This is a genomic window from Burkholderia sp. IMCC1007, assembly GCF_027257875.1.
Taxonomy (GTDB): Bacteria; Pseudomonadota; Gammaproteobacteria; order Burkholderiales; family Burkholderiaceae; genus Burkholderia.
In genome coordinates, this window is sequence record NZ_JAPVQY010000077.1 from 1 (window position 1) to 14,076 (window position 14,076).

13 protein-coding genes and 1 pseudogene are annotated in these 14,076 nt (G+C 69.4%); 8 read left to right on the top strand and 6 right to left on the bottom strand.

From position 1 onward, the window contains the following. Both O1Q03_RS36290 and ltaE read left to right on the top strand, forming a co-directional pair. Positions 1 to 279: pseudogene (locus O1Q03_RS36290) on the top strand (hypothetical protein); the annotation flags it as partial. A 207-nt stretch (positions 280 to 486) separates the two neighbouring features. Continuing rightward, positions 487 to 1,500, top strand: coding sequence for a low-specificity L-threonine aldolase (gene ltaE, locus O1Q03_RS36295; protein WP_269510199.1), 1,014 nt, complete (start codon positions 487 to 489; stop codon positions 1,498 to 1,500). A gap of 108 nt (positions 1,501 to 1,608) precedes the next feature. On the opposite strand, the gene O1Q03_RS36300 is transcribed toward ltaE, so the two are convergent. Further along, positions 1,609 to 1,821 (bottom strand): DUF1059 domain-containing protein, encoded by a 213-nt coding sequence (locus O1Q03_RS36300; RefSeq protein ID WP_269510202.1) that lies wholly within the window; start codon positions 1,819 to 1,821, stop codon positions 1,609 to 1,611. A gap of 177 nt (positions 1,822 to 1,998) precedes the next feature. Next, on the bottom strand, positions 1,999 to 2,904 hold the full coding sequence (locus O1Q03_RS36305) for an HTH-type transcriptional regulator ArgP (RefSeq protein ID WP_269510205.1): 906 nt from the start codon (positions 2,902 to 2,904) through the stop codon (positions 1,999 to 2,001). A 272-nt stretch (positions 2,905 to 3,176) separates the two neighbouring features. On the opposite strand from O1Q03_RS36305, the gene O1Q03_RS36310 reads away from it, so the two are divergent. Beyond that, on the top strand, positions 3,177 to 4,247 hold the full coding sequence (locus O1Q03_RS36310) for an MBL fold metallo-hydrolase (protein ID WP_269510208.1): 1,071 nt from the start codon (positions 3,177 to 3,179) through the stop codon (positions 4,245 to 4,247). Between the two features lie 130 nt (positions 4,248 to 4,377). Then, entirely contained in the window at positions 4,378 to 5,037 is a 660-nt protein-coding gene (locus tag O1Q03_RS36315; RefSeq protein WP_269510211.1) for a glutathione S-transferase family protein, read from the top strand. Between the two features lie 115 nt (positions 5,038 to 5,152). Here the strand turns inward: O1Q03_RS36315 and O1Q03_RS36320 are convergent, their stop codons facing one another. Both O1Q03_RS36320 and O1Q03_RS36325 read right to left on the bottom strand, forming a co-directional pair. Then, the gene (locus O1Q03_RS36320; protein WP_269510214.1) at positions 5,153 to 5,848 is read right to left on the bottom strand and encodes a phosphatase PAP2 family protein; all 696 of its coding nucleotides are present in this window, start codon (positions 5,846 to 5,848) and stop codon (positions 5,153 to 5,155) included. A 430-nt stretch (positions 5,849 to 6,278) separates the two neighbouring features. Then, complete coding sequence (locus O1Q03_RS36325; RefSeq protein ID WP_269510216.1) at positions 6,279 to 7,529, bottom strand: MFS transporter; 1,251 nt, start codon at positions 7,527 to 7,529, stop codon at positions 6,279 to 6,281. A gap of 100 nt (positions 7,530 to 7,629) precedes the next feature. Here O1Q03_RS36325 and O1Q03_RS36330 point away from each other — a divergent pair, with 100 nt between their 5' ends. Beyond that, positions 7,630 to 8,622, top strand: coding sequence for a LysR family transcriptional regulator (locus O1Q03_RS36330; protein ID WP_269510219.1), 993 nt, complete (start codon positions 7,630 to 7,632; stop codon positions 8,620 to 8,622). 18 nt (positions 8,623 to 8,640) lie between these two features. Here the strand turns inward: O1Q03_RS36330 and O1Q03_RS36335 are convergent, their stop codons facing one another. Both O1Q03_RS36335 and O1Q03_RS36340 read right to left on the bottom strand, forming a co-directional pair. Then, positions 8,641 to 9,279 carry a 2-hydroxychromene-2-carboxylate isomerase gene (locus tag O1Q03_RS36335; RefSeq protein WP_269510222.1) on the bottom strand — a complete coding sequence of 213 codons (639 nt, stop codon included), beginning with the start codon at positions 9,277 to 9,279 and terminating at the stop codon, positions 8,641 to 8,643. A 135-nt stretch (positions 9,280 to 9,414) separates the two neighbouring features. Then, entirely contained in the window at positions 9,415 to 10,236 is an 822-nt protein-coding gene (locus O1Q03_RS36340) for an IclR family transcriptional regulator (RefSeq protein ID WP_269510225.1), read from the bottom strand. Between the two features lie 174 nt (positions 10,237 to 10,410). Here O1Q03_RS36340 and O1Q03_RS36345 point away from each other — a divergent pair, with 174 nt between their 5' ends. The 3 genes from O1Q03_RS36345 to O1Q03_RS36355 all read left to right on the top strand — a co-directional run bounded on the left by O1Q03_RS36345 (position 10,411) and on the right by O1Q03_RS36355 (position 14,075). Further along, the gene (locus O1Q03_RS36345; protein WP_269510228.1) at positions 10,411 to 11,397 is read left to right on the top strand and encodes a hydroxymethylglutaryl-CoA lyase; all 987 of its coding nucleotides are present in this window, start codon (positions 10,411 to 10,413) and stop codon (positions 11,395 to 11,397) included. After that, positions 11,394 to 12,686 carry a CaiB/BaiF CoA transferase family protein gene (locus O1Q03_RS36350; protein ID WP_269510231.1) on the top strand — a complete coding sequence of 431 codons (1,293 nt, stop codon included), beginning with the start codon at positions 11,394 to 11,396 and terminating at the stop codon, positions 12,684 to 12,686. The genes O1Q03_RS36345 and O1Q03_RS36350 overlap by 4 nt, the downstream gene beginning before the upstream one ends. Positions 12,687 to 12,767: 81 nt before the next feature. Then, complete coding sequence (locus O1Q03_RS36355) at positions 12,768 to 14,075, top strand: MFS transporter (protein ID WP_269510234.1); 1,308 nt, start codon at positions 12,768 to 12,770, stop codon at positions 14,073 to 14,075. Position 14,076: the final 1 nt, after the last annotated feature.

Consider the following 14,076-nt stretch of genomic DNA (forward strand, 5'->3'; position numbering starts at 1 on the left):
GGTGCGGCGGCGGGCGCGGCGTTCAACGGCGGCAGCGGCGCGGCGGTCGGCGCGGGCGCGGGGCTGCTCGCCGGCAGCGTCGTGGGCTCGGGCGCCGCGCAAGGCTCGGCGTACGACATCCAGCGTCGCTACGACTATGCGTACCTGCAGTGCATGTACGCATCCGGCAATCGCGTGCCGATGCCGGGCGGAATGAGCGGCGGATACGGCGGCAGCGCGCAGCGCTCGGCGCCGCCGATGCCGCCGGCGGGCATCCAGCCGCCGCCCCCACGTTATTGACGACACGACCGCGTGTGCCCCGCGCGCCGGCGCGGTGCGCATCGCAGCGATCGTCGTCATCCCGTTCGTCGGCGGAGCGCGTTCGCACCGCCGCGGCGCGCCCCCGAGCCGCCCCGGCGCGCGCCGCACGAATTGCGTACACTCTCAGTCTCGTTTCGGCAGGGCCGGGCGCATCGGTTCCGGCTCGCGTTTACTCAAGGCACAGCGATGATCGATTTACGCAGCGATACCGTCACACGTCCGAGCCAGGCGATGCTGGCCGCAATGACTGCCGCCGAAACCGGCGACGACGTCTGGGGCGACGACCCGACCGTCCTGCGCCTGCAGGCGGTGACAGCCGAGCGCGCGGGCAAGGAAGCCGGGCTGTTCTTCCCGAGCGGCACGCAGAGCAACCTGGCCGCGCTGATGGCGCATTGCGAACGCGGCGACGAATACATCGTCGGCCAGCTCGCACACACCTACAAATACGAAGGCGGCGGCGCGGCCGTGCTCGGCAGCATCCAGCCGCAGCCGATCGAGAACGCACCCGACGGCACGCTGCCGCTCGCGAAGATCGCCGCGGCGATCAAGCCGCTCGACAATCACTTCGCCCGCACGCGCCTGCTCGCACTCGAAAACACGATCGGCGGCCAGGTGTTGCCCGAAGGCTATATGGAGGAAGCCGTCGCGCTCGCGCGCAGCCGCGGGCTCGCCGCGCACCTCGACGGCGCGCGCGTGTGCAACGCGGCCGTCGCGTCGGGTCGCACGATCGCCGAGCTGTGCGCACCGTTCGATACCGTGTCGATCTGCTTCTCGAAAGGGCTTGGCGCGCCGGTCGGTTCGGTGCTGGTCGGCAATCGCGCGCTGGTCGAGCGCGCGCAGCGCTGGCGCAAGGTGCTCGGCGGCGGGATGCGGCAGTCGGGCATACTCGCGGCGGCCTGCCTGTATGCGCTCGACCACAACGTCGAGCGGCTCGCCGACGATCACGCGAATGCCGCGCATCTCGCGCAAGGCCTCGCGCGCATCGAGCAGGTGAAGGTGCTGTCGCACGCGACCAACATGGTGTTCGCGCAATTCCCCGAAGCAGACTGCGCGCCGCTCGAGGCGTGGTTGAAGGAGCGCGGGATCCTCACGCAGATGCTTTATGCGTCGCGCTTCGTCACGCACTGCGACGTGTCGCGCGACGACATCGACACCTTCATCGGCGCGGTCGGCGCGTATTTCGCGCAGCGTCGCGCGTAACGCGGAATGCGCCGGCCGGTGGGGCAACGGCCCGACGTCGCGCGAAGCAGGGCGTGAACGATGGGGCGACGCTGCAGGCCGTCCGTCGATACGGGCCGTGCCGGCGGATTACGCTTGCCGGGGCGCGTCGACGGGTGGCGTGCCGTCGTGGAATAGCGCTTTCAACTGGGTACGCAGTTCGGCGCTGTCGGTGTGCTGGTGGACCGAGCATGCATGCTGCACGGCGGCCTCCAGCAGTTCGTTGTCGGAGTCGGCGGAAATCGCGACCGAGCAATTCATCGCGCTGGGAAACTCGCGGCAATCGATATAGCGGCGGGACATGATGTTCTCCTCACAGGACAGGGAACGGCCGGCCATGCATGATCGGCCGCGCGGCGCCGGCGCGGGGCCGATGAAACGAGTATAGGCGGTGCGATCGGTTTTCTCGCCGCCACGCATGCCGCGCCGCGCGCGCCATAGCAGCCGTGTCGGCCGTCAGCCGTATCGATCACGCGTGCGTCACCGCAGCGGCGCGAGCAACCGGCGCGCCGCTTCGACGACCCGCGCGGACAGCGATGCCATCGTCGGCGACTGCACGGTCCATGCGTGCCAGTAAAGCGCGATGTCGGTCGGATGCGCGGGCGCGAGATCGACGAGCCCCTGCGCGTCGAGCGGTGCGCCGCCGATCAGCGGCTCAGGCACCATCGCGTAGCCGAGCCCGTGCCGCACCGCCGCGAAATGCGCGTGCGTGCCCGGCACGTAGTGGCACGGATACGCGCCTTCGGGCAACCCGAACTTCTCCTTCAGGAACGCGGACTGCAGCGTGTCGCGCCGCGAATACGCGACGACGGGCGCATCGCGCGCGCTCGTGCGATTCAGGCCGCGCGGAAACCAGCGCCCCGCGAAGGCCGCGGCCGCGAGCAGCCGGTAGCGCATCGTACCGAGCGGCGTCGCGACGCAGCCGCGCATCGGCTTCGGCTCGGTCGTCACGCAGCCGACGGCCATCCCGCTTTCGAGCAGCGCGAACGTATGGTCCTGATCCTCGACGATCAGCTCGAACAGGATGCGCTCGCCCGCGAGCACGGACGTCAGCGCGGGCAGGAACCAGGTGCCGAGGCTGTCGGAGTTCAGCGCGATCGTGACCGAGATCGGCGATTCGCGCTCGGTCGCGAGCGTGCTTTGCAGGTCGGCCTGCAGCAGCGCGACGCGGCGCAGGTGCTGCAGCACGCGCTGCCCGGCCAGCGTTGGCCGGCACGGCCGCGTGCGCAGCACGAGCGGCGTGCCGAGGCTCGCCTCCAGCGCGCGGACCCGCTGCGTGACGGCGGACGCGGTCACGTGCAGGCGCACGGCGGCCTGCTCGAAGCTGCCGGTGTCGGCGACGGCCAGCAGTGCAGCGGCCTGCTTCGGATCGATCGTCATCGACATGTCGACGCAATTCCTGTGAACGTAAGACGAGAAGAGCCGGTAGTGTAAGGCAGCGTGCGCGCCGGGCCGGGCGCGGCATGGCGCGTCGCCCATGCAACGATGCGGGTGGCGTGCGCGTTTTGCACTACGCTGTATGAACGCGCGCTCCGCGCTCCGCGCTCCGCGCTCCGCGCGCCGGCGCCGCCGCCACGGCGGGTTGCGCAACCGGCACCGGGCGCACCGCCCGTACCCTCCACCCACCCCGCACGCCCAGCCGACGGAGCGACTTCGCGATGATCTTCCGCCAACTCTTCGACCCGCAATCGTCGACCTACACGTATCTGCTCGCCGATCACGCATCGCGCGAAGCGCTGCTGATCGACCCGGTATTCGAGCAGGTGCGCCGCGATGCGGCCCTGCTCGACGAACTGGGCCTGCGGCTCGTCGCGACGATCGACACGCACGTGCATGCCGATCACGTGACGGGCGCGTGGCTGCTCAAGCAGCGCACCGGCAGCGCGATCGCGATCTCGGCCGCGAGCGGCGCGCAGGGCGCGGACCGTTATCTGAACGACGGCGACCGCTGCACGTTCGGCACGCGCTACCTGACGGTGCGCGCGACGCCGGGCCACACGAGCGGCTGCATCAGCCTCGTGCTCGACGACGAATCGATGGCGTTCACCGGCGACTGCCTGCTGATTCGTGGCACCGGCCGCACCGACTTCCAGCAGGGCGACCCGCGCGCGCTGTATCGCGCGGTGCATGGCCGGCTGTTCACGCTGCCGGCGGCGTGCCTGCTGTATCCGGCGCACGACTATCGCGGGCTGACGGTGACGAGCGTCGGCGAGGAGCGGCGCTTCAATCCGCGCCTGGGCGGCGATCTCAGCGAAGACGATTTCGCGGGCTACATGCGCAACCTCGGCCTCGCGCATCCGCGCCAGATCGACGTCGCGGTGCCCGCGAACCTGCAGTGCGGCGTCGCCGAGAACGCGCCCGATGCGCAGCAATCCGCCGACTGGGCGCCGCTCGTCTATACGTTTGCCGGATTCTGGGAAATCGACCCGCAGTGGCTCGAGGATCACCTGCCGGCCGTGCAGGTCGTCGACGTGCGCGAGCCGGACGAATTCACCGGCCCGCTCGGCCACCTGCCCGGCGCGACGCCGATTCCGCTTGGCGAGCTGGCCGCGCGCACCGCCGAGCTCGCGCGCGACCGGCCGATCGTGACCGTGTGCCGCGCGGGCGGCCGCTCCGCGCAGGCGACGGTGATTCTGCTGAAGGCCGGTTTCGACGCGGTCGCGAACCTCGGCGGCGGGATGCTGCGCTGGCGCGGCGAAGGGCGCGTCGTGAAGGACGGCCGGTCGTAACGGCAGCGCGATACCGCGCAACGAAAAAAATCGTCGGGTCGATGTCGAATGGGCCGCGTGCCGTTCGTCGTCAAGATATCCGACCACGTGGCGCTGCACGACGCGGCGCCGAAACCCGAGAGACCCCGCGATGAAGCCGACGCTATACGCCCATCCCTTTTCGTCCTACTGCCAGAAAGTGCTGACCGCGCTGTACGAGAACGGCACGCCGTTCGACTATCGCGTGCTCGCGCACGACGATCCGAAGCCGATGCAGGAATTGGCCGCGCTCTGGCCGCTGAAGCGGTTCCCGGTGCTCGTCGACGCGGGGCGCACCGTGATCGAGGCCACCATCATCATCGAGTATCTCGGCCTCACACATCCGGGCCCCGTGCGCCTGCTGCCCGACGATCCGCGCGCGGCGCTCGAGGTGCGGATGATGGATCGCTTCTTCGACAACTACGTGTCGACGCCGCAGCAGAAGGTGGTGTTCGACGCGCTGCGGGCGGAGCACGAGCGTGACCCGCGCGGCGTTGCCGATGCGCGCGCGATGCTCGACACGTCGTACGCGTGGCTCGACCGCAAGATGGCCGAGCGCGAATGGGCGGCCGGCGACCGCTTCAGCCTCGCCGACTGCGGCGCGGCACCGTTCCTGTTCTACGCGGACTGGACCCACCGGATCGATCCGTCGTTCGGGAACGTGATCGCGTATCGCAAGCGGCTGCTTGCGCGGCCGTCGTTTGCGCGGGCGGTCGACGAGGCGCGGCCGTATCGTTCGTTCTTTCCGCTCGGCGCGCCCGATCGCGATTGACGTACGCGGGGACGGGCGCGGCGTCACGCGCACCGCGCGACGTCGCCGCGCAGGGGCGGCAGCGCGTGCGGGTGCGTCGTGACCACAGCAGCGGAAGCATGGCGGCGCCGTCCCGTTACATCGCCGTGTGCTTGACCGACTGCGCGAGCGTCAGCAGTTCGTCGAACTGCGTGATCAGTTCGAAGCACAGCAGGAACGCGAGCGTGTAGGCCGGCGCCGGAAAGCGCCGGATCGCGTCGAGCAGCTGCGGCGCGAAGCGCGAGCGAATGGCGTCGCGCGTCAGCAGCCATGCGATCGCGATGCCGATCGCGGCACCGGCGATCAGGTCGCTCGGATAGTGATAGCCGAGATACGCGCGCGGCAGGCAGATGAACACGACCGCATACAGCAGCGCGAGCACGCCGACGCGACGCGTGATGATGAAGATTCCCGCCGCAATCGCCATCCACAGCATCGCGTGATCGCTCGGAAACGAGCTCCATGCCTGCAGCGTCGCTGCACGCAGTTCCTCGGACGGAAAGTGCAGGTGCAGATCGGGGTTGTAGATCGGCCGCACGCGGAACGGCAGTACCTTGGCGAGCAGGCGGCCGAACGCGAGTGCGACGAGCCCGCTCGCGACTGTCGCGACGACCAGCTCGCGTTGCCGCTCGCGGTGCGGCCCCGGCTGGAACCACAGCCAGCACAGCACGGGGATGAGCACGAAGCCCTTGAACGTGTAGAGGCCGGCGACCACGCGGATTGCATGATTCATCAGGGGGCCGAACGTGATCTGGGTCAGGAAGATCTGGATCGTGGTGTCGAAATTGTTCATGTTCTGCGACGCCGGCGGACGCGCGGCGCATGACGTGCGGCCGGCCGGACCAGGAAGCGCGCTCGCACTGCAGCGCAACGGGGGGCAAGTATGTCATCGGTAATTTCGAAGAAAATTGGGAAAAAATACCGGGAATCCCCTGAGAAAACCCCACTTCCTGATGGGGCCGGATTGATGAAGGCCGTGTGACGCGGCGATGTCGAATCCTCTGACGGTTGTGCACGGCGCTCGCGGCATCGGCAAAAAATAATCGGTTGAACTAGCTAACCGCGAAGCGATATTACAAACCTTGCATCGGATGATCGAATGCCGGCCGCGCGCCGCGCTGATCTGCCGCGCTGCGCCCGGCCGCGCCGCATCGAACGAAAACAAAAAGAAAAGGCGGGCAAGCCCGGTGGGCCTGCCCGCCTTTGGGTTGCGACGCCAGCGATTACCGGCGCCACATGCGCACGCCCAGCGCCGCGAGCGACGTCGTGACGGCCAGCACGATCACCGCATTCCAGCCCAGTTGCGCGAGCAACGAACTGCCGAGCGCGGCGCCGGCCGCCATCCCGATGAACATGCCGACGAACAGCACCGCGTTGAGGCGGCTGCGCGACGCCGGATCGATCCGGTAGACGATCGCCTGGTGCGCGATCAGCGTCGCCTGCACGCCGAGATCGAAGCCGATCGTCGCGACGGCCAGCAGCGCGAGTTGCGCATGCGGCGTCATCAGCGGCGCGGTGGCCATCGCGGCGAACGACACCGTCGTGATCACGATGCCGATGCGCGTGATACGTTCGGGGCCGTGATGATCGGCGAGGCGCCCTGCGATCGGCGCAGCCAGCGCGCCGGCCGCACCCGCGAGGCCGAATGCCCCCGCGGCCGCGCTCCCCAGGTGGAACGGCGCGCCGTGCAGCATCACGGCGAGCGTCGACCAGAACGCGCTGAACCCGATCGAGAGCACGCCTTGCGCAAGCGCGGCGCGACGCAGCGCCGGATGATGGCGCCACAGGCCCACGAGCGAGCCGATCAGCGCGCGGTACGACAACCGCGTGGTCGGCTCGAAGCGCGGCAACCCGCGTGCAGCCACGACGCCGATCGCCGCGACGCTGGCGGCCGCCAGCGCGAACATCGCGCGCCAGCCGGCTGTTTCCGCGACGAAGCCCGCGACGACGCGCGACAGCAGGATGCCGAGCAGCAGCCCCGTCATCACCGTGCCGACGATGCGGCCGCGATGCGTGTCGTGCGCGAGCGTCGCGGCGGCCGGCACGACGTCCTGCGCCATCGTCGCGGTCAGTCCGATCGCGAAGCTCGCGGCCAGCAGCAGCCCGAGCGACGGCGCGACCGCGGCGAGCAGCAGCGCGACGACGAGCGCGGCGGCCTTCGTCACGATCACGCGGCGCCGGTCGAAGCGGTCGCCGAGCGGCGCGAGCAGCAGGATGCCGAGCGCATAGCCGAGCTGCGTGAGCGTCGGCACGAAACCGATCGCACGCGCCGACGCGCCGAGATCGGGCCCGAGGGCGGCGAGCATCGGCTGCGCATAGTAGAGCGGCGCGACGCCGAGGCCTGCTGCAGCGGCGAGCAGCAGCACGAGCCGGCGATCGGGCATCGATGCGGCCGGTGCATGGCCGGCATGGGCCGGTGCTTTGGCCGCGAGGGCCGCGCGCGGCACGGCGTCGAGACGGGTCGGGGTAGACATGGCGTGCATCCTTGTTGGGGGAACGAATGGACGCCAGTGTGCCGACCGCCAGCCGGGCACGGTAGTACCGTCCGGTGCAGATTTGTTATACGCTCCGCGCATGACCGATAAAACTTCCGATCTGCCCGCTGCTGGCGCATCTGCGCGCATTCAGGCGGTGCCCGTCGACGGTGCCGGCTATCGTTTCGAGCTGATGGAAACCTTCGTACGCATAGTCGAGGCCGGCAGCCTGTCCGGCGCCGCCGCGCATCTGCAGACGACGCAGCCGACCGTCAGCCGGCGGCTGCAGGCGCTCGAGCGCTCGCTCGGCATGCGGCTGCTGCAGCGGACGACGCATGCGATGCGGCTGACCGTCGATGGCGAGCGCTGCTTCACGCGCGCGAAAGAGCTGCTCGCGACGTGGGCGGCATTCGAGGCCGACCTGCGCGGCGCGCAAGAGGAGCCCGACGGCCTGCTGCGGGTCGCGGTGCCGCATGCGTTCGGGCAGGAGCGCTTCGTCGCGCCGCTTGCAGGGTTTCTGCGCGACTACCCGCGCGTATCGGTGGAATGGCTGCTGCAGGACGAGGTGCGCGATTTCGTCGGCAGCGGGATCGACTGCGCGATCCAGGTCGGCGAGCCCACCGATCCGGGCGTCGTCGCGATTCGTCTGACGAACGTGCCGCGCTTCGTGGTGGCCGCGCCGTCGGTGCTGGACGGCGTCGACGCGCCCGCCGATCCCGACGCGCTCGCCGCGTTGCCGTGGCTCGCGCTGCGCACGTATTACCGCACCGAGCTGACGCTGACGCACGCCGCGACCGGCGCCACGCAACGCATCGCGATCCGGCCGCGCTTCACGACCGAGAACCTGTATGCATTGCGTAGCGCGGCGCTGCTCGGGCTCGGCGCGTGCGTCGGCTCGTCATGGCTGCTGGCGGGCGATCTCGCGCGCGGCGAACTCGTGCATCTCGCGCCCGAGTGGCAGGCGGCGCCGTTGCCGGTCTACATCACGTATCCGCACGCGCAGTTCTATCCGTCGCGGCTCGTGCGTTTCGTCGCGATGATGCGCGAGGCCGTGCCCGCGCTCGTCGAAGGGCGCGACACACAAAAGCGGTAAGCGCCGCGGCGCGGGTCGTCAGCCGCGCCGGATGCCTTCGGGCAGCGCGCTGATGCGGCGCACTTCGGGCGAATCGAGCCATGCGCGGGACGTCGCGCAGTCGACGAACATATCGGTCGCGTCGTCGCCCCAGAACAGGTCGCCGTCGAGTGCGAAGGTCGGCACGCCGAACACGCCGTCCGCGATCGCCTGATCGGTGTTCGCGCGCAGGGTGTCCTTCACCGCCTGGGTTTCGACGGCCGTCACGCCTTCGGGAAAGCCGACCGCGTCGCACAGCGCGGCGAAGCCGTCCGGCGTCGACACGTCGTTGCCGTCGCGCCAGATGTGCCGGAAGATCCGCCGGATCGCGGCGGGCGTGCTGCCCATCGCGATCGCGAGACGCAGCGGGCGGATCGGGTTGAACGGATGCGCGGGCGGCATCCGGAACGGGATGCCGAGCTTGTCCGCGCGATATTGCGCGTGGCGGTAGGTGAACACGCGCTTCGCCGCGATCTCGGCCGGCGCCTTCTGGCCCCAGTGCGTGAGCAGCGCGCCGAGTACGATTGCCTTCGGCTCGAACGCCACGGCGGGCGGCAACTGATCGAACCGTTCCTGCTGCAGGTACGCGAACGGCGAAACGAAATCGAAATACCAGGTGGCGGTGCGCGCGGCGTTCATCTCGGGGCTCCTCGTGCGGGTCCGGGCTGCGGTGGCGAGTGCCGCGCCGCAGGGCGGCGCGATTCGTTGCGTCGGCGGCCAGTGTCGCATGCGGCCGCGGTTTGCGCAGCCGCGCCGTCGGGCGTGACCGGCCGGCTACGGCCGGGCGGTATCGTCCGCCTGCGCCGCGAATCGCGCGAGACTGTCGCGCACGGCGTGCGCATCGTAGCGCGCGCCCGCGCCACCGAGCGCGACGGTCGCCTTCTGCGCAAGCGGCAACAACATCGCGAGCGCCGCGGCCATTGCCGGCGCGGCGGCAAGCCGCGTTTGCGGACCGGAGACCGTCAGCGCGCCGACGCAATCGCCGGCCGCACCGAACACCGGCACGGACGCCGACGCCGTTTCCGGGTCGCGCTCGCCGTACGACGCGGCCCACAACTGTTCGCGTACGGCGTTCCACCGTGCATCGTGCGGGTCGGTGAACGCGAGCAGCACTTTCCCGGACGCGCCCTGGTGAACGGGAAACTCCTCGCCGACCCGGATCGACACGCGTACCGTGCGCGCCGGTTCGACGCGGTAGAGCACCGAGCGCATGTCGCCGTGGCGCACGTAGAACGATGCCGTTTCACCGAGTTCGCGGCTCAGCGTCTCGAGCAACGGTTCGACGACCGGGCCGACCCGGAACGAGCGCTGATACAGCGCGGCGAGCCGCAGCGGCTCGTGTCCGACCGCGTACTGACCGTCGTCGAGCTTGCGCATGAAACCGCCGTGCTCGAGCGCGGCGAGCAGACGCAGGATCGTGCTCTTGTACAGCCCGGTGCGGCGCGACAGTTCCGCGAGCGACAACCGGTCGTCGGTTTGCCCGAATGCACGGAGGATCGCGAACGCGCGATCGAGGACGGCGACGCCGCTGGAAGCGTCGCCCGGCGTATCGGGCGCTTCGTCGGTGTGATCTGCGGGAGTCGAGGTCGAAGACACGGCTTGCTGTTCCTTGGGATGACGGTTGATCGACTATATCGTTCTGCCTGATAGAACGCAAGTTCCAAAAAATCGCGATTTCACGGGTATACCCCGCTTACCGTCGATTCCATGCGCACCTAAAGTTCCATCAAACAGAACGATGTTCTTTCAGATAGAACTTTGAGGTGTCGAATGAATGGTTCAGGAACCCGGAAGGTGCTGGTGAGCGAGGTCGGTCCGCGTGACGGCCTGCAGAGCATCAAGGCCGTGATGCCGACGGCCGACAAGCTGCGCTGGATTACCGCGCTTGCCGCGGCGGGTCTGCGCGAGATCGAGGTCGGATCGTTCGTGCCGGCGCGGCTGTTGCCGCAAATGGCCGACGTGCAGGAAGTGGTCGCGCATGCGCTGGCGATTCCCGGGCTGCACGTCGCTGCGCTCGCGCCGAATCTGCGCGGCGCCGAAAGCGCGTTCGAGGCGGGCGTCCACAAGCTGACGTTGCCGGTGTCGGTGACCGAAGCGCACTCGCTGGCGAACATCCGCAAGACGCCGGCGCAGATGATCGACGAGGTGCGCGCGGTCGTCGCGCTGCGCGATGCGCGGTTTCCGTCGGTGCAGATCGAGGCCGGCGTGTCGGTCGCGTTCGGTTGCACGATTGCCGGCGCGGTCTCCGACGACGACACGATCGCGATGGCGGTCGCGATGGCCGACTGCGGCGTCGACGAAATCGGCCTGTCCGATACGAGCGGCTACGCGAACCCGGCGCAGGTGCGCCGGTTGTTCACGCGTCTGCAACGCGAAGTGGGCGACAAGGCCGGCGGTGCGCACTTCCACAACACGCGCGGACAGGGGCTCGCGAACGTCGTCGCGGCGCTCGACGCCGGCGTGACGACGATCGACGCGAGTCAGGGCGGCCTCGGCGGCTGCCCGTATGCACCCGGCGCGACCGGCAACATCGTCACCGAGGACCTCGTGTTCCTGCTGGAGTCGATGGGGTACGACACGGGCGTCGACGTCGACGCACTGCTCGCCGCGCGCGCGATCCTGCACGCGGCGCTGCCCGCCGAGGCGCTGTACGGCCACGTGCCGGACGCCGGGCTGCCGAAGGGCTTTCGTTATGCGGACGGCCGGGCGCCGACCGCGGTTCAGCCGGAAGGCTGTGTGGTGGGAGTCGCGCAATGAACGATCGCCAACCGGCTTCGCCGCTGCCGTACGAAGGCGTGCGCGTGATCGAGATGACCCACATGGTGATGGGTCCGACCTGCGGGATGCTGCTCGCGGATCTCGGCGCGGAAGTCATCAAGATCGAACCGATCGCGGGCGACAGCACGCGCGCGCTGCGCGGTTCCGGCGCGGGCTTCTTCGGGATGTTCAACCGCAACAAGAAGAGCCTCGCGGTCGACGTGAAGGACCCGCGCGGGCTCGAGATCGTGCGCCGGCTCGTGGCGACGGCGGACGTGTTCAGCGAGAACTTCAAGAGCGGCACGATGGACCGGCTGGGCCTCGGCTATCCCGCGCTGTCGTCGCTGAATCCGCGCCTGGTGTACGTGTCGCACAAGGGTTTCCTGCCGGGGCCGTACGAGCATCGCACCGCGCTCGACGAAGTCGTGCAGATGATGGGCGGTCTCGCGTACATGACCGGCCCGGAAGGGCGCCCGCTGCGCGCGGGCTCGAGTGTGAACGACATCATGGGCGGGATGTTCGGTGCGATCGGCGCGATGGCGGCGCTCGCGCAGCGCGAACGCACCGGCCGCGGCCAGCAGGTGCAGAGCGCGCTGTTCGAGAACAACGTATTCCTCGTCGCGCAGCACATGATGCAGTTCGCGGTGACGGGGCAGGCCGCATCGCCGATGCCGAGCCGGATCTCCGCATGGGCCGTCTACGACGTGTTTTCCGTCAAGGATGGCGAACAGATTTTCCTTGCGGTCGTGTCCGATACGCAGTGGGCGTCGTTTTGCGACGCGTTCGGCTTCTCCGCGCTGAAGGACGACGCGCGCCTGGCGACCAACAACCTGCGCGTACAGGCCCGCGACTGGCTGCTGCCGGAATTGCGCGCGCGCCTCGCGACGCAGTCGGCCGCCGAGATCGCCGCGATCTTCGAATCGATCGGGCTGCCGTATGCGCCGATCACCAAGCCGCAGGACCTGTTCGACGATCCGCATCTGCTTGCGACCGGCGGGCTCGAAGCCGTGACGCTGCCGGCGGATGCGAGCAGCGCCGGGCGGCCGGTCGATACGCGCACCGCGCTGCTGCCGCTCACGCTCGCGGGCGAGCGCCTGCGGCTGCGCTCGGCGCCGCCCGCGCTCGGCCAGCACACCTGCGCGCTGCTCGGCGAGCTCGGCTATGCGCCGGACGACGCGCGCGCGCTGATCGATGCCGGCGTGGTTGCGGGACGCTACGGCATGGTCGACGCGGCGCCCGGCGAGGGGCCGGGCGGCGCGCCTTCGCCGAACGAAGCGGCGAGCGCGTAGCGCGGCCACGATCCATCGAACGAACAACGGCAGCCCGGCCCGCGCACGCGCGGCGGGACTGCCGCATCCCTGGAGACAACCATGACATCCGCTTCCCCGGCGCTGACCGCCGATCGCGAAACCGACGCGTTGCTCGAGCAACGGGCCGTGCGCAAGGCCGCATGGCGCTTCATTCCGCTGCTCGCACTCGCGTACTTCTTCAACTACCTCGACCGCACGAGCGTCGGGTTCGCCGCGCTGACGATGAACCGCGATCTCGGCTTGACCGCGACGCAGTTCGGCTGGGGGGCGGGGATCATGTTCGCGGGCTATTGCCTGTTCGAGGTGCCAAGCAATCTCGCGCTGTACCGCTTCGGTGCACGGCGCTGGCTCGCGCGCATCATGATCACGTGGGGGCTGATGGCGGCGGCGACCGCGCTCGCGACGGGGCCGACCAGCTTCTATGCGATCCGGCTGCTGCTCGGCATCGGCGAGGCGGGATTCTTTCCGGGCGTGATCTTCTTCCTCGCCGTGTGGTTTCCGGCGAGCTACCGCACGCGGGTACTCGCGTGGTTCACCGTGTCGACGCCGCTGTCGTCGCTGATCGGCGGTCCGCTGTCGACGTGGCTGCTGCAACTCGATGGCGCGCTCGGTCTTGCCGGCTGGAAGTGGATGTTCATCGTCGAAGGGCTGCCTGCCTGTGCGCTCGGTTTCCTCGTGCTGAAGATGTTGTCCGATTCGCCGGCAAACGCGGCGTGGCTGTCGGCCGACGAGCGCGCGGCGCTGCAGCGCGCATTCGAGCGCGAGAGCGCTGCCGGGGGCCGCAAGAAGCGCTTCGGCGTCGCGCTGCGTGACGTGCGCGTCTACCTGCTCGCGCTGATCTCGTTCGGCTTCACGATGGGCTCGTACGGAATCGGCATCTGGTTGCCGCAGATGCTGAAGGCGCACGGGATGTCGACCATGCAGACCGGCTGGCTTTCCTCGGTGCCCTACTTCTTCGCGACGGTCGCGCTGCTGGCGTGGGCGAAGCGCGTGGACCGGCGCGGCAGCCCGGTCGCGAACCTGGCGATCGGGCTGGCCATCGGCGCGGTGGCGCTCGGTGTGTCGACCCATTTCCTGACGCTCGGGCCGGCGCTCGTCGGCATCACGCTCGCGCTGATCGGCACGATTGCCGGCCGCACGATCTTCTATACGCTGCCTTCGCGCTTCCTGTCGGGCCAGGCGGCGGCCGGCGGGCTCGCGCTGATCAATTCGATCGGCGCGCTCGGCGGATTCGCCGGCCCTTATCTCGTCGGCTACCTGAAGGACAGTTTCGGCACCTTCACGGCCGGGATGCTCGGCCTCGCGATCGTGCTGGCGATCACGACGCTGCTGACGCTGTCGCTGTATGCATTCGACCGGAGCGAATGAC